Origin of the sequence: Paraburkholderia fungorum (genome assembly GCF_900099835.1) — a bacterium.
Classification (GTDB): Bacteria; Pseudomonadota; Gammaproteobacteria; order Burkholderiales; family Burkholderiaceae; genus Paraburkholderia; species Paraburkholderia fungorum_A.
This window is the reverse complement of the sequence record NZ_FNKP01000002.1, coordinates 764118-781900: the sequence shown is the minus strand read 5'-3', so window position 1 is coordinate 781900 and position 17783 is coordinate 764118. Positions and strand designations below refer to the sequence as shown.

19 protein-coding genes are annotated in these 17783 nt (G+C 62.0%); 9 read left to right on the top strand and 10 right to left on the bottom strand.

What is annotated here, in order from left to right; genetic code table 11:
• Positions 1-8: 8 nt before the first annotated feature.
• Both BLS41_RS19560 and BLS41_RS19555 read right to left on the bottom strand, forming a co-directional pair.
• Entirely contained in the window at positions 9-1391 is a 1383-nt protein-coding gene (locus BLS41_RS19560) for a uracil-xanthine permease family protein (protein ID WP_074767808.1), read from the bottom strand.
• A 300-nt stretch (positions 1392-1691) separates the two neighbouring features.
• On the bottom strand, positions 1692-2651 hold the full coding sequence (locus tag BLS41_RS19555; protein WP_074767806.1) for a Dyp-type peroxidase: 960 nt from the start codon (positions 2649-2651) through the stop codon (positions 1692-1694).
• Between the two features lie 549 nt (positions 2652-3200).
• On the opposite strand from BLS41_RS19555, the gene BLS41_RS19545 reads away from it, so the two are divergent.
• Positions 3201-3467: a hypothetical protein gene (locus BLS41_RS19545; protein ID WP_074767802.1), complete on the top strand. Its 267-nt coding sequence runs from the start codon at positions 3201-3203 to the stop codon at positions 3465-3467.
• Positions 3468-3527: 60 nt separating this feature from the next.
• On the opposite strand, the gene BLS41_RS19540 is transcribed toward BLS41_RS19545, so the two are convergent.
• The 3 genes from BLS41_RS19540 to BLS41_RS19530 form a co-directional block, all read right to left on the bottom strand.
• The gene (locus BLS41_RS19540; protein WP_074767800.1) at positions 3528-4904 is read right to left on the bottom strand and encodes an ATP-binding protein; all 1377 of its coding nucleotides are present in this window, start codon (positions 4902-4904) and stop codon (positions 3528-3530) included.
• Positions 4901-5614 (bottom strand): response regulator, encoded by a 714-nt coding sequence (locus tag BLS41_RS19535; RefSeq protein WP_074767798.1) that lies wholly within the window; start codon positions 5612-5614, stop codon positions 4901-4903. Before BLS41_RS19535 ends, BLS41_RS19540 begins: the two co-directional genes overlap by 4 nt.
• A gap of 74 nt (positions 5615-5688) precedes the next feature.
• Positions 5689-5982 carry an EF-hand domain-containing protein gene (locus tag BLS41_RS19530; RefSeq protein ID WP_074767796.1) on the bottom strand — a complete coding sequence of 98 codons (294 nt, stop codon included), beginning with the start codon at positions 5980-5982 and terminating at the stop codon, positions 5689-5691.
• Positions 5983-6376: 394 nt separating this feature from the next.
• Here BLS41_RS19530 and BLS41_RS19525 point away from each other — a divergent pair, with 394 nt between their 5' ends.
• The 3 genes from BLS41_RS19525 to BLS41_RS19515 all read left to right on the top strand — a co-directional run bounded on the left by BLS41_RS19525 (position 6377) and on the right by BLS41_RS19515 (position 7430).
• Positions 6377-6715 (top strand): hypothetical protein, encoded by a 339-nt coding sequence (locus tag BLS41_RS19525; RefSeq protein WP_074771056.1) that lies wholly within the window; start codon positions 6377-6379, stop codon positions 6713-6715.
• Positions 6716-6811: 96 nt separating this feature from the next.
• Complete coding sequence (locus tag BLS41_RS19520) at positions 6812-7027, top strand: hypothetical protein (protein WP_074767794.1); 216 nt, start codon at positions 6812-6814, stop codon at positions 7025-7027.
• A gap of 196 nt (positions 7028-7223) precedes the next feature.
• Positions 7224-7430 carry a hypothetical protein gene (locus BLS41_RS19515; RefSeq protein ID WP_074767792.1) on the top strand — a complete coding sequence of 69 codons (207 nt, stop codon included), beginning with the start codon at positions 7224-7226 and terminating at the stop codon, positions 7428-7430.
• A 101-nt stretch (positions 7431-7531) separates the two neighbouring features.
• Here the strand turns inward: BLS41_RS19515 and BLS41_RS19510 are convergent, their stop codons facing one another.
• Both BLS41_RS19510 and BLS41_RS19505 read right to left on the bottom strand, forming a co-directional pair.
• Positions 7532-8782, bottom strand: a complete 1251-nt coding sequence (locus BLS41_RS19510) for an arsenic transporter (RefSeq protein WP_074767790.1) — start codon at positions 8780-8782, stop codon at positions 7532-7534.
• Positions 8783-8955: 173 nt separating this feature from the next.
• Positions 8956-9999 carry a GGDEF domain-containing protein gene (locus tag BLS41_RS19505; RefSeq protein ID WP_074767788.1) on the bottom strand — a complete coding sequence of 348 codons (1044 nt, stop codon included), beginning with the start codon at positions 9997-9999 and terminating at the stop codon, positions 8956-8958.
• Positions 10000-10236: 237 nt separating this feature from the next.
• Between BLS41_RS19505 and BLS41_RS19500 the strand changes: the two genes are divergently transcribed.
• The 4 genes from BLS41_RS19500 (at position 10237) to BLS41_RS19485 (ending at position 13134) form a co-directional block, all read left to right on the top strand.
• Positions 10237-10791, top strand: a complete 555-nt coding sequence (locus tag BLS41_RS19500) for a cytochrome b (RefSeq protein ID WP_074767786.1) — start codon at positions 10237-10239, stop codon at positions 10789-10791.
• 114 nt (positions 10792-10905) lie between these two features.
• Positions 10906-11493, top strand: a complete 588-nt coding sequence (locus BLS41_RS19495) for a YceI family protein (RefSeq protein ID WP_074771055.1) — start codon at positions 10906-10908, stop codon at positions 11491-11493.
• A 60-nt stretch (positions 11494-11553) separates the two neighbouring features.
• A complete protein-coding gene (locus tag BLS41_RS19490; protein ID WP_074767784.1) occupies positions 11554-12141 on the top strand; it encodes a YceI family protein in 588 nt (195 codons plus the stop codon).
• A 321-nt stretch (positions 12142-12462) separates the two neighbouring features.
• Positions 12463-13134 (top strand): hypothetical protein, encoded by a 672-nt coding sequence (locus BLS41_RS19485; RefSeq protein WP_074767782.1) that lies wholly within the window; start codon positions 12463-12465, stop codon positions 13132-13134.
• 35 nt (positions 13135-13169) lie between these two features.
• On the opposite strand, the gene BLS41_RS19480 is transcribed toward BLS41_RS19485, so the two are convergent.
• Complete coding sequence (locus tag BLS41_RS19480; RefSeq protein ID WP_074767780.1) at positions 13170-13922, bottom strand: carbonic anhydrase family protein; 753 nt, start codon at positions 13920-13922, stop codon at positions 13170-13172.
• A gap of 571 nt (positions 13923-14493) precedes the next feature.
• On the opposite strand from BLS41_RS19480, the gene dinB reads away from it, so the two are divergent.
• Positions 14494-15663, top strand: a complete 1170-nt coding sequence (gene dinB, locus BLS41_RS19475) for a DNA polymerase IV (protein WP_074767778.1) — start codon at positions 14494-14496, stop codon at positions 15661-15663.
• Here dinB and BLS41_RS19470 read toward each other — a convergent pair.
• A complete protein-coding gene (locus tag BLS41_RS19470; RefSeq protein WP_074767776.1) occupies positions 15630-17087 on the bottom strand; it encodes a heavy metal sensor histidine kinase in 1458 nt (485 codons plus the stop codon). The genes dinB and BLS41_RS19470 overlap by 34 nt on opposite strands.
• A complete protein-coding gene (locus BLS41_RS19465; RefSeq protein ID WP_074767774.1) occupies positions 17084-17770 on the bottom strand; it encodes a heavy metal response regulator transcription factor in 687 nt (228 codons plus the stop codon). Before BLS41_RS19465 ends, BLS41_RS19470 begins: the two co-directional genes overlap by 4 nt.
• Positions 17771-17783: the final 13 nt, after the last annotated feature.

Sequence of the window (17783 nt, the reverse complement as noted above, 5' to 3'; positions counted from 1 at the left end):
GCATCACATCACGCCTTTTCCGGCAGGAACCAGTTCAATATCAGCGCGCAGATTCCGCCTGTCGCGACGCCCGATTCGAGCACGTTTTTCAGCGCGTGCGGCAGGCTGTTCAGAATCTCCGGCACCTGCGACACGCCGAGCCCCAACGCGAGCGACACCGCGATGATCAGCAGCGCCCGGCGGTCGAGCCGGATGCCCGCGAGAATGTTGATCCCCGACGCGGCCACCGCGCCGAACATCACCATCGCAGCGCCGCCGAGCACAGGCTCGGGCACCGCCTGCAACAGGCCCGCGACCGGCGGGAACAGGCCGAGCACGACCAGCATGCCGGCGATCCAGAGGCCGACATGGCGGCTGGCGATCCCCGTCAACTGAATGACACCGTTGTTCTGCGCGAAGACCGAACTGGGAAACGTGTTGAAAAATCCGGCCAGCAACGAATTGAAACCGTTGACGAGCACGCCGCCCTTGATCCGCCGCATCCATACCGGCCCTTCGACCGGCTCCTTCGACACCTTGCTGGTGGCCGTGACATCGCCGATCGCTTCGAGCGACGTGACGAGGTAAATGATCAGCATCGGCACGAACAGCGACCACGAGAAGCCAATGCCGAAATGCAGCGGCGTCGGAATCTGAAACAGCGCCGCCTGCCGCGCCCCGGTGAAATCGAGGCGTCCCATCGCGCCCGCGACGACATAACCAATGACCAGCGCGATGACCAGTGCGGTGCTGCGAATCCACACGACCGGCACGCGGTTCAGCACGATGATGGTGCCCAGGACGAGGCAGGACAGCGTCAGGTTGCCGACGCTCGCGAAGTCGCCCTTCGAGATCGCACCGTAACCGCCGCCCATGCTGATCAGGCCGACCTTGATCAGCGTCAGGCCGATCAGCAGCACGACAATGCCGGTGACGAGCGGCGTGATCAGCCGCTTGACGAACGGCAGGATGCGCGAGACGGCCATTTCGACGAAAGAACCCGCGATGACGACGCCGAAAATGGCGGCCATCACGGTTTGCACCGGCGTCCCCTGCTTGACCATCAGGCTGCCGCCCGCGATCAGCGGGCCGACAAAATTGAAGCTCGTACCCTGAACGATCAGTAGACCCGCGCCGAGCGGGCCGACGCGTTTGCACTGCAGAAAAGTCGCGATACCGGAGATGACAAGCGACATCGACACGATCAGCGTGGTATCCCGGCTGGACACGCCGAGCGCCTGACAAATAAGGAGCCCGGGCGTCACGATCGGCACGAGGATCGCGAGCAGATGCTGAAGCGCGGCCACGAAGGCGATGGTCGGTGCGGGGCGGTCATTGAGACCGTAGACGAGATCGGCGGAAGATTCGACGCCGTCGGCTTCACGGGAAGCCGCAGAGGAGGCGGGTTGCACAGTGTGACGTTGGAAAGGGAAAAGCCCGGCATTCTAACGTAGGCGCCAGGGCGAACCGCGACGCTACGTGCGATGCGGCTTTCCGTGAAGACGGCTGCGGGTCGGCACGAGCGGACCGTTCTCGATCGGAACCGTGCTGCGTCATGGACGCACGAAGCAACCTGCATCGGCAGGCTGCGCAACCGCTTCCCTACCCAACACCTTTCTTGTCGCCAACATTTGCCGGGCCGGTTTTATCCGGCTGCCGGCATCCAGCCAACGGCAAATCTCACACGTTCACGAGCACTCCACCCTCGCAACTCACCCATTGCTCGCCGGCTTCCGGTCCGCCAGCTGCTCGAGCAACGGTTCAGACGGAACAAAAAACAGCCCACCGGTCACCGCGCGGCTGTAATCGAGCAGCCGGTCATAGTTGCCGGGCGGACGGCCCACGAACATGTTCTCCAGCATCTGCTCGGTCGGCTCCGGCGAGTTGGCGTAACCGATAAAGTAAGTGCCGAACTCGCCCGCGCCGGGTCGGCCGAACGCCATGTTGTGGCGCAGGATCTTGACTTCCTGCCCGTCCTTCTCGATCGTCGTCAGCGAACTGTGCGACGAACTTGGCTTGACCGATTCGTCGAGTTCGACATCCGAAAGCTTCCTGCGGCCGATGATGCGTTCCTGCGCCTCGACCGGCAGCGTTTCCCACGCCTCCATGTCATGCAGATACTTCTGCACGATCACATAACTGCCTCCCGCGAAACCGGGGTCCTGATCGCCGATCACCGCGAAGTCGAACGCTTCGCGCCCGCGCGGATTCTCGGTGCCGTCGACGAAACCCACCATGTCGCGCAAATCGAAATAACGGAAGCCGTGCACCTCGTCGACCACCGTGACCGCGCCTTTCAGACGCTGCATCAACAACGCGGCGAGTTCGAAGCACAGATCCATGTGATCCGCGCGTATGTGAAACAGGATGTCGCCCGGCGTGCCCACGGCGCGGCGCTTGCCCTCGCCGAATTCGCGGAATGCGTGCAGCGACGCGGGACGCGGCGTGCCGAAGAGCGCGTCCCACGCGGCGGAGCCGAATCCGCAAACACACGACAGGTCGGCCGTCGGCGCGCGTGTGCCGACCGCGCGGACCAGCCCGGCGATGTCGGGGCATAAGCCGCGTACGGTGTCCGCGTGATCGTCGCCGGGCGTCAGCGTGGCGACGATGAAAATGGCGCTACGGGTAATGGCATTGCAGACAGCTTGCGGTTCTGGAAGGTCGTTAGACATCGGATGGCAGCTCTCGACACGTTGGCATCCCGGCATAGGCAGGACGGATGTTGGAGGACGCAAAAGCGCGCTGGGCGGTGACGCCCCACAAGGTTAGTGGATTCCATAAAACGGCGCGAGGTGGATCATGTATTGCGTGGCGGCGGTTCACGGCGGTATCGCTAGAATCGATTCGCTACCGGCGCTGGGGACGTCACCATGAAAAGAAGCTTGGGAGACTCGCCGTTTGAGGCGAAGCGCGAGCGCGCTAGCGCGACGCAGTATGCGTGTACGCTCGGCGAGACGGCCGCTCACCAGCCGCCATCGCCTCGCAAGGTCTCATCCACGCGGCGAATCGCGTATTTCATCTGCCCGCCGGCAATGCGGCCTATATTGAAGCTAACGAGCCTTCGCTCACCCGCCCGGCCCGCTGCGCCCCGCACCCCGCTCCGCCGATCTGCGCAGCGCGCTCGCATGCGGTTATGATGCCGGTCGCGCACCTTGTTCGCGCAGGGTCCCAAGTCGCATACCAAGCGCGCTCGACGCACTATTTCAGCCACGAGAACCATCATGCCTGCCCAACACGACGAAGCTTCTCCTGCCAGCACGACGCCGGGCGCGGCCACGCGCAAAACGCTGAGCATTACCGTGCGCAATCTCATGATGGTCGCCATCGGCTTCGGGGTTTTCGCGATCGTCGCGACGGTCGTGCTTTACAGCACGTTCATGTACGGCGACCCGATTCCGAACTTCGGCATCATCCTGATGCTGACCGTGCCGGTGATCGCGGGCGTGGCGTTCCGCGTCGGCCTGGATGCGTACCTGGATCGCGAGTGAACCTGCGAGTGGCGACGCCGGCAGCCGGGCATCGACACTACAGCCGCAGCAGAATCATCGTCACCCGGTCTTGACCGGCAACACCACCCACACCTCCAGTCCACCGCCTTCGCGCGCATGAAATTGCAGGCTGCCGCCATGCAGCCGTGCGATCCGCTCGACAATCGACAGCCCCAATCCCGTGCCGCCGCTATGCGAGCGCGCATTGCGCCCGCGCTGAAACGGCGCTTTCAGCTGTTCCAGTTCCTGCGCCGACAGCCCCGCGCCGCGATCCCCGACTGCGACGATCGCCGTCTGCCCGTCTTCTTCGCCGGTTTTGGCTGCGGTCGTCACCCAGCTTCGAACCGCCAGCCCCGTCTTGCCGTACACGATCGCGTTCTGCATCAGGTTCATCAGCAGTCGCATCATGCTGATCGGCCGATACGCCAGCACCGGCAGCGCCCCAAGCGACAACTCGAACTCGTGCCCAAGCCCGGCGAAATCGCCCGCCAGCCGTTCGATCAGCGCGTTCAAATCGCCGGGCTGCGGCTGCTCGCGCTCGCCGCTGCCCGCGTAGTCCATAAACTGTTGCAGGATCGTCTCGATCTGGTCGAGATACGACTCGGCGGCCACCACGAAACTGCTGTCGCTGCCGTCCGGCATCGCCATCGCCATCGACAGGCGCAGCTTGGTCAACGGCGTGCGGATGTCGTGCGAGATGCCGGCCAGCATCAGCGCGCGCGTCGCCTCGGCCTCCTGCAACGTCTGCGTCATCTGATTGAAAGCACGGCTGACGGCGGCGATTTCGGTCGGACCGTCGGTCGGCAACGGCGCGGGCGTTTTGCCCGCACTCACATGACGCGCCGCCTGGGTCAGTTCATGCAGCGGCTCGTTCAGATGAAGCTGGATCGCGTAGCCCGCCAGCGCCGCCAGCGCGCCCAGGCCGAGCGACAGCACGATCGCCGCTTCGAGCCCGCTGCTCTGCGCGTCTTCGGGAATCGGCAACGCGATCCAGTACGGCGCGTGCGGATCGTCGGCGGGCGCGTGCATGCGGATCCACAGACGCTGGCCGCCCTCGGTCTGCCAGCGTGCCGGCATGTCGGGGGGCAGATGCGCGCGCAGGCTGTCGAGAAACACATCGCGCTGATACGTGCGATACGCGCGCGCGACGCTCGGCGGCGGCTCGGACGCGCTCGCCGCGGGCGGTTCCGCGCGCGCGTCGAGGCGCGTCGTCAACGCGGTGCGCGCGCCGGACGGCGTCGCTTCGAGCAGGTTGTCGAGCGTCGTCACGTAGGTCGCGAACACGGTCGCCGCGCGCTCCACGCGAGGCCGCTGCACGTAATGCAGCAGCACGGCGAGCGAGCAGATCTGGCTCAGCATCACGAGCACGATCAGCAGCGCGATATTGCGCGCCAGCAGCGTTCTCGGCAGAAGCCTGCGCAATAGTGGACGCGTCATGAGTCGACGTCGGCGACCAGCATGTAGCCGACGCCCCACACGGTCTTGATGAAACGCGGCTTCGACGGATCGTCTTCGACGATCTGCCGCAGCCGCAACACCTGCACGTCGATGCTGCGATCGAGCGCGTCGTGATCGCGGCCCCGCGCACGCGCCAGCAGATTGTCGCGGCTCACCGGCCGGTTCGGCGACGACGCCAGCGCCACCAGCAGCAGCATCTGCGCGGAATGAATCTCCAGCAACTCGCCCGCGCGTGACAGCTGCTGCTTGCCGACATCGACGGTGAAGTTGCCGAAACGCACGCTTTGCGACGTCACGGTGACATCGCCCGACGCCATTTTCTGACGTCGCAGCAGCGCATTGATGCGCGCCACCAGTTCGCGCGGCAGGAACGGTTTGGCGAGGTAGTCGTCGGCGCCGGTTTCGAGACCGACCACGCGGTCGAGCGGATCGCCCTTCGCGGTCAGCATCAGAATGGGCAGCGTCTGCCCCTGCTCCCTCAGACGTGCGCAGATTTCAAGGCCGTTCTCTTCGCCGATCATCAGATCGAGCACCAGCAGATCGAACGGCTCGCGCTCCAGATACCGGTTCAGACGCTTGCTGTCCTCGGCGACGCGCACCTCGAAACCGTGGCCGCGCAGAAAACGCTGCAGCATGTTGCGCAGTTCGGCTTCGTCGTCGAGCACGATGATTTTGGCGGGGCGATCCATGCGAAAGCTCCTTGGGTTCAGGCTCTTCAGAACATACCGCAATCCTCGGCAGACAGCGCGCGAATGCTCCGGGCTCAGTGCGCTGCGCCGCGTTCCTGCGCGAATGCCTCGATTTGCGGCAGCGTAATGTAGCCCGCTTTCTGCGTGTCGATCTCGTCGAAATGCTTCGCGACCATCGGCATGCCGGCCGCCGCCTGGTCGCGGGTGAGCTTGCCGTCGTGCGTGGTATTCGCGTTGGCGAATCGGTTTTGCAACTGCTGGATCATGCGCTCCATACGCTGCGGATTGCCGCCTTGCGGCGCCATGGCCTGAGCGAACGTAACGGTGGATGCACAGCACAGCAACGCGGCGGCGATGAACTTTTTCATGACTGACTCCTTCGATTGAGCCATCGGGCGTCGCCTGCCTCGTGCCGCGATCCGTTCGATGACAGGCCGAATTCTTGGCGAAGCGCCGATGGTTGGCAATTGCAGAATCATGTCGAGTTATGTCATGAATTTTTCGCTGATGCGAACGGGTGATGTGCGTCTGCTGCGCTTCGCATCGAGGCTACGGTGGCCGCTGTGCATGACATCGAATGAAATGAGTTTGTGATGCCGTTTTGCGTGTGCGTTGCGTATCTTTCGTCTGCCGGTGCTGCCGATGTCGTCAGTGCCGCAGCGGCCACGAGCCTGTTTCCGCGCCACGAGCGCCCTTCATACCGAACCACCCGGCACGCTTCTTCAACCGAAGATGCGTCGCCTCATGCATCAGGAGTTTCCCGTGACTATCCGTCTCGCCTGCGCTTCGACTTTCACCGCTTTGGGCCTCGCCTGTTCATCGACGGCGTTTGCCCGTGTCGTCGTCTACATGCCCGTTCCAGTTATCTACGCACCGCCCCGGCCGCTTGACTATCCGGTGCCGCTCGATCCCGTGTATGTGACGGCGCCTCCGCCAGCGGCTGTTGCCGTCGCGCTTCCGGGTGTAGCGAGTGCGCCTGCATCGCCGGTCAAGCCGATGCCGATGTACACCAACGTCGTCGTGCCCGCACCGACGAACTATGCGGTCGTCCCCGCCCCCGTCGTTACCTACGCTCAACCGTTGATGGCGGTGCCGCGCTAGCCGAACTTTTCGACGCGTTTCCCGCGAGTCCGCCGACGGCGAACGACAGCGTTTGACCCGCTGCCTGCAATCAGGACCGTTGCCTCAGGATAGGACATGCGTCAGACAAAACCGCCTGGTGGATTCCCGTTATCGCAATTCGTGATCAAGGCCGATGTGTGCGTGAACGACACCGTGTTGTTATTGCACGGCGTACGCGGTCGCGGGGTGAACGTGATTATTTGTCCGACGGCTCTGGCCCAGATCGATCACGGTCGACACGTTGGCATCGCGCTTCGCGTCAAAGGCAAAGCGGGCGGAGTTCGGCGGTAAACCGCAGACAATTTGCGCGTCAGGACCAGGTAGCCGCCGACGCAAACCATCCGCCACGGGAATGCGATTTGCTCGATATCCAGCGATAAACACGCGGATCGATGCGTATGAACAGAGCGTCTGTCCGTCCAGCCGTCAGGCTCGAGCGCGCTATCGGGACGCCTCCTTGCCAGGCCCACTTCTGCGGAAACATCAGATGAGTTATCAGGACATAGACAAAGAGATTGCCCACCTCGAACTCGTGTTCGGCAAGATCTCTACGCGCGATCGCTTTCCCCTGTCGTACTGGCATAAGCGGCTGCTCGCGCTGCACCGTTCGGCGATGATGCCTGCGCAACGCGCACGCGTCACGCGTCTCGAAGCAACGCTGCGTACGTTGGGGGAGTCGCGCGAAACGGTTTGAGCCGGCGGTGGGTTGAGTGTGAGCGGCGGCCGGACATCAAAGCCGCAGTTTCAAACACCTCGGTCTGCCTACGCAAACTCCCATGCGACCCACACACTCGCTCAGCCAGTCAGAACCCGCGCCCCCAGCGCCAGCACTAACGCGGGCACCATCACCAGCACGCCGACCTTCAGAAACTTCATGAAGCTCACGTCCTCGCCTTCGCGGCGAATCGCGTTGAGCCAGAGGATGGTCGCGAGCGAACCGGTGATCGACAGATTCGGGCCGAGATCGACGCCGATCAGCAATGCGTCTATTACGCGCTCGGGACTATGCGCCTGCATCACTGTCGAACTGGCGATCAAACCCGCCGGCAGGTTGTTCATCAGATTGCTGCCGAACGCGATGATCGCGCCCGCCCAGCCGGCGGTCGCCATTTCATTGTGTTCGGTCGCGCGGCGCAGCACCGTGGATAGCGTAGTGATCACGCTGGTGTAATCGAGCATCTGCACCAGCACGAACAGCGCGGCGACCAGCGGCAGCACGCTCCACGAAATCTCGCGGATCATCGGCAACGGCGATTTGCGCTCCTGGATCAGCACGACCAGCGCGGTCAGCGCGCCGAGAATCGCGGTGGGCAGACCGAGCGCGATGTCGTACGCGGAAACCGTCAGCAGGACAACCGCGGTGACCGCGATTCCGGCCAGTGCAACCCGTCCGCTCGACGACAGTTCGACCGCGTCGAGATTCGCCTCGCAAGTACCGGCGAGCGCGTCGCGCTGGGTCCAGCGCAGCATCGCGTAAGTGGCGGCGATCGACAGGATCGACGGCAACGTGAAACGCATCAGCCATGCGCCGAGCGCGGGCGTGTGATTGCCATACAGCACGATGTTGGCGGGATTCGAAATCGGCAGCACGAAACTGGCGGCGTTGGCGACCAGCGCGCAGACGAACAGCAGCGGCAGCGGCGGCGTCTTCGCTTTTTTGGCGGCGGCGAACACGGCAGGCGTGAGAACCACGGCGGTTGCGTCGTTCGACAGAAATGCGGTGATCACCACGCCGACCAGGTACACGAGCACGAACAGCTTGCGCGGCGAACCCTTCGCGTGATTCACCGCGAGCACCGCGACCCAGTCGAACAGTCCTTCACGGCGGCCGACTTCGGAGAGCACCATCATGCCGAACAGGAACAGGTAGACGTCGGTGCCCTTGCCGATCGCCTCGATGGCCAGATGAACCGGCAGCAATCCGAACAGCACCAGCAGCAGCGCACCCGCGACTGCCCAGATCGCCTCTGGCCATTTGAACGGCCGGGTGATCACACCGGCGGTGGCGACGGCGGCAATGCCCCACGAAAGGAAAACGGAATTCACAGCGCAAGCCCAGGTTTATTGTTGATTAGCGGTTGATAACCGGTTGATCTTTGGTTGGTCTGCGGGCGCGATGCCTGCACACAGCATCACGCCTGAATCATTGCGGCCCGCGCTTGCGGTTGCAATCGACATGCCTGCAACCGCGCCCTGGCCGATGCGTCGCGCGACACCCGCTATGCCACCCGGTTCACCGCTGCGATGCAATCGCGGCCGTTGTCTTTCGCGAGATACAACTGGGTATCCACGAGATTCACGAACGCGATGGGATCGCCCGAACCGTCGGGAATCACGCTGCCCACGCCGAAACTCGCGGTCACGGTCTGCCGGAACGGCGAGCGCTCGTGGGCGATTTCCGCGGCGCCGATCCGGTTGCGGCAGCGCTCGGCGACTTGCCGCGCGGCGTCCGCGCCGGTATTCGGCAGGATCAGCACGAATTCCTCGCCGCCGAACCGGCCGACGAAATCGCCAGGACGCACCGCGTCGCTCAACAGGCCGGCCACGCGCTTCAGACACTCGTCGCCCTGCACGTGTCCGTAATAGTCGTTGTACGACTTGAAGAAATCGATATCGACCATGACAAGCGACAACGGCGCGCCGTGACGCTGCGCGGCGTTCCATTCGCGTTGCAGCACCGCGTCGAATTCGCGGCGATTGCCGACTGCCGTGAGACCGTCCTTGAACGACAGCGCTTCGAGTTCGCGTTGCAGTTCGGCGAGCTTCTCCTCAGTCTTCTTGCGCTCGCTGATATCGAACATGAAGCCCACCAGCGACTCGACCTCGCCGCGCTCGTCGCGTACCACATGCACCACGTCGCGCAGCCAGACGTAGTCGCCGCGGCTCGTCAACGCGCGGTAGTCCGCTTCGTGATCGGTGCCCGCCTTCGACTGCGCGACGCAGAACTCGACCACCTTGTCGCGGTCTTCGGGATGCATGCGGGCAGCCCAGTCCTGCACGGTTTTCCAGCTCGACGGCGTCCAGCCCAGCAAGGCTTCGATCTGCGGGCCGATGTAGGCGAACGCCATGGTCGCCCAGTCGATCTTCCACGGAATGGCCTTCGTCGATTCGAGCAGCGTGCGGTAGACGGCCGCGTCGTGTTCCATGTAACCTTCGACGCCCGTCGAACCTGAAGCGGCATCGGCCGGCGTGTCTGCCTGATCTTTATCGTGCCGCAAGAAATCCGCGCCGAGCCCGGCCGGCTGTTTTCCAGTGCTATTCATGGGTGAACGGTCCTTAAGACGATTTAACGGCAAATTACCACAGCGCTGTGTCCGGCCAATTGTTTGCGGCTTGATGTGTTGCCGGGAAGCGGGCGGCTAACTTCGATTCAGGTCAGCCGAAGAACCATTAACGTCACGCCGACAACAATCTGTTCCCTTCTGCCCGCCTATTCAGTTTTCATTGGCGTCCCTACCATTCGCACTCATTCGCCTTACCTTGCGATCGACGAACACACAATGAAATCACGTCTCTCTGGTTCAGAACATTACAACGGCATTGCCATTGCACTGCACTGGCTGATTGCGGCGCTGATTATCTGCGGCTTTTATATCGGCTGGATCATGACCGATATTCCCGGCTTCACGCCGACCAAGCTGAAGTATTTCTCGTGGCACAAGTGGATCGGCGTGACCGTCTTCGTTCTCGCGGTGCTGCGCGTGCTGTGGCGCGCCACGCACCGCGCGCCGCCGCTCGACAGCGCTACGCCAACGTGGCAGAAGGCCGCCGCTCATGCGGTGCATGGCCTGCTGTATCTGCTGATGCTGGCGATTCCGCTGTCCGGCTATTTCTACAGCTCGGCAGCCGGAATTCAGGTCGTGTATCTCGGCATCGTGCCGCTGCCGACGATCATCGGCCCGGACCAGGCGCTGAAAGCCACGCTGCGCACCGTCCACGTATTGCTGAATTACACGCTGCTGGCGCTGGTCGCCATGCACGTCGCGGCGGCACTCAAGCATCAATTCGTCGACCGGGACGGATTGCTGGCGCGGATGATGCCGTTTTTGAAGTGAAGCCGTTGCTCAACGATCGGCCTCGAGCGGCCTCGATTGGCTCCGGCCTGTTGGCAATCTAATTCCCGGCAGTGCGCAATTAACGCACACGGGTTCGATAGGATGCGTACCACCATGAAATCGACCATCTTCCACTCCGCCCGTCACAGCGCTTCCCGCGCGACGCTCGCCGGCATTGCCGCCCTTTCGCTGTTCGGCGCGGGCCTCGCGCATGCGGACGTCGACCTCGCCAAAAGCAGCGTGATCGCGACGACGAAACAGATGAACGTGCCCGTCGACGGCAAGTTCAAAAAGTTCTCCGCGCAACTGAATTTCGATCCGGCGAAGCCGACCGCAGGCAGCGCGAACGTGTCGATCGACACCGCCAGCTACGACCTCGGCGCGGACGACTACAACAAGCAGGCGCAGGGCAAGGAATGGTTCGACAGCGCCGCGTTCCCGAACGCGACCTTCGTCTCCAGCGCGATTGCGCCGGCGGGCGGCAATCTGTACAGGATCACCGGCAAGCTCACCATCAAGGGCAAGTCGCAAACTGTCGTCGTGCCGGTCAGCATTGCAAGCAACGGCGCCACGCAAACCTTCGACGGCTCCGTGCCGATCAAACGCTCGCAGTTCGACGTCGGCACCGGCGAATGGAAAGACACGTCGGTTGTCGCCGACGAAGTGGTTATCAAATTTCACATTGTCGCTTCGAAGAAGTAACGCATCGAAGCCTCACTGAATCGAAGCATCGCAGTATTTTTCTGACATCTGGAGAACATCTTGAAGAAACAATTTTTGCTCGCCACCGGCGCATTGGCTGCTGCACTGTCGTTTAACGCAATCAGCGCGATGGCTGCCGACACGTATCAGCTCGATCCGACCCACACGTACCCGAGCTTCGAAACCGACCACTTCGGCGGCGTGTCGATCTGGCGCGGCAAGTTCAAGAAAAGCAGCGGCACCGTGGTGCTGGATCGCGCGGCCAAGACCGGCACGGTCGACGTGACGATCGACATGACTTCGGTCGATATCGGCAACGACAAGCTCGACGCTGAACTCGTCACCGACAAGTTCTTCGACACCGCGAAGTTCCCGACTGCCGAGTACAAGGGCACGTCGATCCGCTTCAAGGGCGACACGCCGGTGGAAGTGATCGGCACGCTGACGATGCACGGCATCACGAAGCCGGTGAACCTGAAGATCGAATCGTTCAAGTGCTTCCAGAACCCGATGCTCAAGCGCGAAGTGTGCGGCACGGAATCGACCGCGACGTTCAATCGCGACGACTTCGGCGTCGACTTCGGCAAGACTTATGGCTTCAAGATGAAGACCACGCTGCATATCCAGGCTGAAGGCATCAAGCAATAAAGGCGGTTCCTGTCGGCTGATTTCTGGCTGATATACAGGTTGCGGCAACGCGCCGGCAAAGACCGGCTAGTTGCCGTAACCGCTCCATCCGGCTACGATCCTTTTCAACGGATAGCCCTTCAAACAGGACCTTTTCTGCGCGGAACGCCGGATTGAAGCGGCGGTTTGGCAGGACTTACAGGTCATAAATTCCGCTTTCGTTCCATCGCAAAACTTGAGTGCGAATAACCGCCTCAAGCGCCCGCTTTTCCCTCCATTGATACGCAACGCCCGCTCGTAAAGTCGTCGGCAAGGAAATGATTCCTGTCTGGAGACGGTGCGATGCAACAGGTAAAAAATGCGGTTATGTCCGCGACGATCGCTTCGATCGCGGCGGCCGCGATCGCGCTGCCGGGCGCGGTGAACGCGCAGGAAATCTATGTCCACGGCGGCACGCTCGGTGCCGGTGTCGGCGGGGCGCTGTCCCTGAATGCATGGAGCGGCGTGCATGCGGAGATCGAAGGCTTCGGCCTGTCGCATTCATTCGATGTCGACGGCAACCGCTACGACGGTCATCTCAAACTGCTGCAAGGCGGTGCCTATCTCGACTTGTTCCCGTTTGTGTCGAGCGGATTTCGCGTGACGGCGGGCGCGTTGATCAACGACAACCGCCTGAGCGCGCAGGCACAGCCAAACGCGCAAGGCGAGTTCAAGATCGGCGACGACTTCGTTCCGGCCGTGGGACCCGCGCCATCCGCGACCGCCACGCTGCCGCGCGTGATGCCGTACCTCGGCATCGGCTATGGTCACAAACCTGCTTCGAAGGGCTTCGGGCTGACGTTCGATCTGGGCGTCGCCTATGGCCGTCCGCGCACGACATATAACGTGCCGGCCATTTATTCGATGCTGACGTCACAGGCGAACATCGATCAGGAAGAGCAGAACATCAGCAACAAGCTTTCGCGCTACAAGCTTTATCCTGCGGTGCAGATTGGGCTGAGCTACCGGTTTTGAATGGATCTGGGCGCGTCGCCTCTCTCAAGTAAAACTCAACTGAGAAATTCGACTTTGCCCGTATTGAGGTGATACATCGATCCCACCATCTTTATCTTCCCGTCTTTTTCCATCGACGCGAGAATGTCGCTGCTTTTGCGCAGATCGCCGATCGTGTTCAGTACATTGGATCGCGCGACCTGATCCACGAATTCGATATTGCTGCCGCTTCTGTCACCGTCGTATTTCGTCGCGTCTATCGCCGGCTTTATCTTTGCGAGAAGTCCGGTCAGATTGCCGAGCTTGACATTGTCAATGGCGCCCTTGATCGCACCGCAACTGGTGTGGCCCATTACAAGCACGACTTTCGCGCCCGCTGCGGCACACGCGAATTCCAGGCTTCCGGCCAGATCGTCATTGGCAATATTGCCGGCAATACGCGCATTGAAGGTTTCGCCAATACCCGAATCGAGAATGAGTTCGGCAGGCGAGCGCGAATCGATACAACTGAGAATGACCGATGACGGAAACTGTCCGCTGGCGCTTGCGCGCTTTTGCGCGAGGTAGTCATGTCGGTGCGCTGTGCCTGACACAAACCGCTCGTTGCCGCGCTTCATTGCTGCAATGATTTGATCCGGCGTCATGCTATCGCGCTCTTTTTGCGTGAGCGCAGCGGCGCGGGACATGCGCGGAAAAGCCAACCCGAGTGTGCCAAGCGTTGCTGCCGTCGCCATGCCGAATCCCACTTTTAACATTTGACGACGATCAGGTTCTTCGCATTTCAGACAACGGCATTGACCGCGATTCATATGGACTCCGATAAACGTGGACGGTAGGCGCAAAGTCAAGTCTAGGGCGTTTTTCCATATTTCCAAGCGCATTTCAAACGAACTGCAATGAGTTGCGCTGCACGGTCTATCTTGGGTTGCTTTATCTGGGTCGACTCTGAAGCGCTCAGATTTCCGGCGGCAAAAAACAGCGCGGAGAACCTGCAACGAATGTTGTGCTTCATGCTCGCTGAAAGCGCTGTGTAGTGAAGGAGTGTCGACGAAAAGCGGCCAGCATTACGCGTCTCTATTCATCTTAGAGAGCGGCGGTTTGTGAGCGGCATGGAAGTCTATGGGCGTGCGGGAGATGCGCCTGCTGAACTACCTCGAGAAGATGCGCTTCGGCCATTCTCTTCCGATGCTGGCGAATCACGCGCGATCTCCTGAATACCAGTAAAATACTGTATAAATACACAGTCCACCAGATTCCGATTGCGTCCCACGGCGATATGCGTCAAACCCCTGTTGCGTCCAGCAACACACCCAAAGACCCCAAGCAACGTCACATAAGGACATTGGTCAATATGTTGTGCAGTGTGGCGGTACAGTCGTCGTGAGCAGTCAGCCCATACGTCGCATCGCGCATGTCGACATGGATGCGTTCTATGCGTCTGTAGAACTGCTCCGCTATCCCGAGTTGCGCGGCCAACCCGTTGTCATTGGCGGCGGCCGCAATGCCGCACCCGAGCTCCTGCCCGATGGCACGCGCCGCTTCGCCAAACTCCGCGATTACGCCGGGCGAGGTGTCGTGACGACATCGACGTACGAGGCGCGAGCGTTCGGCGTGTTTTCGGCGATGGGCATGATGAAGGCGGCGCAACTCGCGCCCGATGCGGTCCTTCTACCCACCGATTTCGACTCGTATCGACGTTACTCGCGCCTGTTCAAGGACGCAGTGCGGACATTCACAGACCAGATCGAGGACCGCGGAATCGACGAGATTTTCGTCGACCTCACTCTGGCGGAGGGTGAATCGCATGTGCTCGGCGCTCGTATCAAGAACGCGGTTCGGGAGGCAACCGGCCTGACCTGCTCCATCGCAATTGCGCCGAACAAACTGCTTGCAAAGATCGGCTCCGAGCTGGACAAACCCGACGGGCTGACCATCCTCTCGATGTCGGACCTCGAGTCACGCATCTGGCCGTTAGCGGCAAAAAAGATCAACGGCATTGGGCCGCGCGCCAGCGAGCGTCTGGCCGGCCTCGGCATTGTGACGGTAGGTGACCTGGCCTCAGCCGACCTCGGGCTGTTACAGGAAAACTTTGGACGAACTTACGCTGCATGGCTGGCGCGAATAGCGCACGGTGAAGATGACCGTGAGGTCGTCGTGTCGTCGGAACCGAAATCGATGAGCCGCGAAACCACGTTCGAGCGCGATCTGCATCCGCGTCATGATCGCCCGGCGTTGTCCAGTTCGTTCACCGGGCTATGCGTGCGGGTCGCCGAAGATCTGGTGCGGAAAGGATATGTGGGCCGCACGGTGGGCATCAAACTGCGTTATGACGATTTCCGCACCGTCACGCGCGACCTGACGCTGGACGAGCCCACCGCCGACGCCGCCGAAATCCGGCGCGCGGCGACCGAGTGTCTACGCAGAGTGGAGTTGAACCGCAAGCTGCGGCTGCTTGGCGTGCGCGTAAGCGCGTTGACGCCGGCCAGCGCGGTCACGCCCAAACCGCGCCTGCCGGTTCAGGCCGACTTGCCTTTTGCCAGCGACGAATAACCCGCCGCTTGAGCCGTCCCACCAGCGTCCGGGCGTGCCGCGTGCAACTCGCTTTCCACCTGCGACGCCGCGACCGAAAACGCAAACGTATTGATTCCATGCGCGCTATGCGCCGACACCGTGCCGCGATGCATCTCCGCAATCGCCTTCACGATCGCGAGACCCAGCCCGTGATTTTCACGGCTATTCGTGCGCGAGACTTCGGCGCGATAAAAACGGTCGAACAGATGTTCGAGAATGTCCGGCGGAATCGGCTTGCCTGGATTAGCGACCTCGACGCGCACACGCTCGTCCTCGCGCACGATCGTCACGCTGATCGCCACACCTGGCTCGCAATGCTGGATCGCGTTCATCAGCAGATTCGTGCATGCGCGGCCGAATAGCGAACGGTTGACCCGCGTCATCGCGTCGCCGCGCAGCGTGGCGTGCACGCGTGCTTCTTCGAGCGGTATCTCCAGAAACTCCAGCGTATGCGCGACCTCGGCGGCCAGCGACACGTCGATCAGCCCCGTTGCCCGTTCGCCCTGATCGGCGCGCGCGAGGAACAGCATGTCGTTGATGATCGCGCGCATCCGCTCGAACTCTTCGAGATTCGATTGCAGCGTATGACGCAGATCGTCGACCGTGCGATTGCTACGCGTCAACGCGACCTCGGTCTGACCGATCAGGATCGTCACCGGCGTGCGCAACTCGTGCGCGACATCGGCGTTAAACGATTCGAGCCGGCCATACGCGCCGTCCAGCCGTTCGAGCGCGCCGTTGAACGAATTGGCGAGGTCGTTCAGTTCGAGCGGCAACGACGCAGTATTCAAACGCTGCGAGCGATTGTTCGGACTCACCGCCGACGCATCGCGCGTCAAACGTGTCAGCGGTTCGAGGCCGATTCGCGTGACCGAGTAGCTGAGCAGCAGCACGGCGAGACTGCCGAGCGCCGATAGCGCGGCGAGCGCCGAGCCGAACACGCGCATGGTCCGCACATTGGGCGAATAGCTGACGCCCACCTGCAACTGGACTGTGGGACGCGCGGCGCTGGCCGGTATCGTCATCGTGGCGATCAGCATGTCGGGGCCGCCGTCGGCGGGTGTTACGCGCTGATAGCCGCCGGGCCAGCTACGCACGACCGTGCCGACCACCGGCTGGCCGTAGTGGAAGCCGGGGTCCGTGCTGGTCGCCGCATACACCGTGCTGCTGTCGTGCGGCGTCATGTCGGTGAGTTTTTCGCGGACCATACGCCACTTTTCCGGCGTGACTGCGTGAAACACGATGATTCGCGCGATCTGCGTGCGGTCGTCGAGCGATTCGCGCAAATGATGTTCGAGTTGCGTGCGCAACACGAGAAACAGGCCGGTGCCCACCAGCGTGAACACGAATAGCGCGACGAACGCGAACATCAACGCAAGGCGGCGGGCGATCGACCGGTTCATGATTGCTCCGCCTCCTCGCGTACTTCGAGCACGTAGCCCATGCCGCGCACGGTGTGCAGCAGTTTCGACGGGAACGGGCCGTCGAGTTTCGCGCGCAATCGCTTGATGGCGGTCTCGACCACGTTGGTATGGCTGTCGAAATTGACGTCCCACACGAGTTCGGTAATGGCCGTCTTCGACAGGATGTCGCCTTGCCGGCGCGCCAGCACGCTCAGCAATTGAAACTCCTTGGCGGTCAGATCGAGGCGTACGCCGTCGCGCGTCGCACGGCGGCCAATCAGATCGACGAACAGATCGCCGACCGAAATCAGCGTCGATTCCTGCGAACGCGTGCGACGCGCAAGCGCATGCAGCCGTTCGACCAGTTCGAGGAAGGAGAAGGGTTTCGTGAGGTAGTCGTCTGCGCCTTCGCGCAGGCCGCGCACGCGGTCGTTCACGTGATCGCGCGCGGTCAGCATGATGACCGGGGTTGACTTGCGCATGCGCAGCGCCTTGAGCACGCTGAAGCCGTCGCGCTTGGGCAGCATCACGTCGAGGACAATCACGTCGTAGTCGAACTCGGTGGCCAGATGCATGCCCTCCTCGCCGTCCAGAGCGATGTCGACCACCCAGCCCTGCTCTGTCAAACCGGAGCGCAGATAGTCCACGACCTTGTGCTCGTCTTCAACAATCAGCAATTTCATGCGCGTCCCCTTG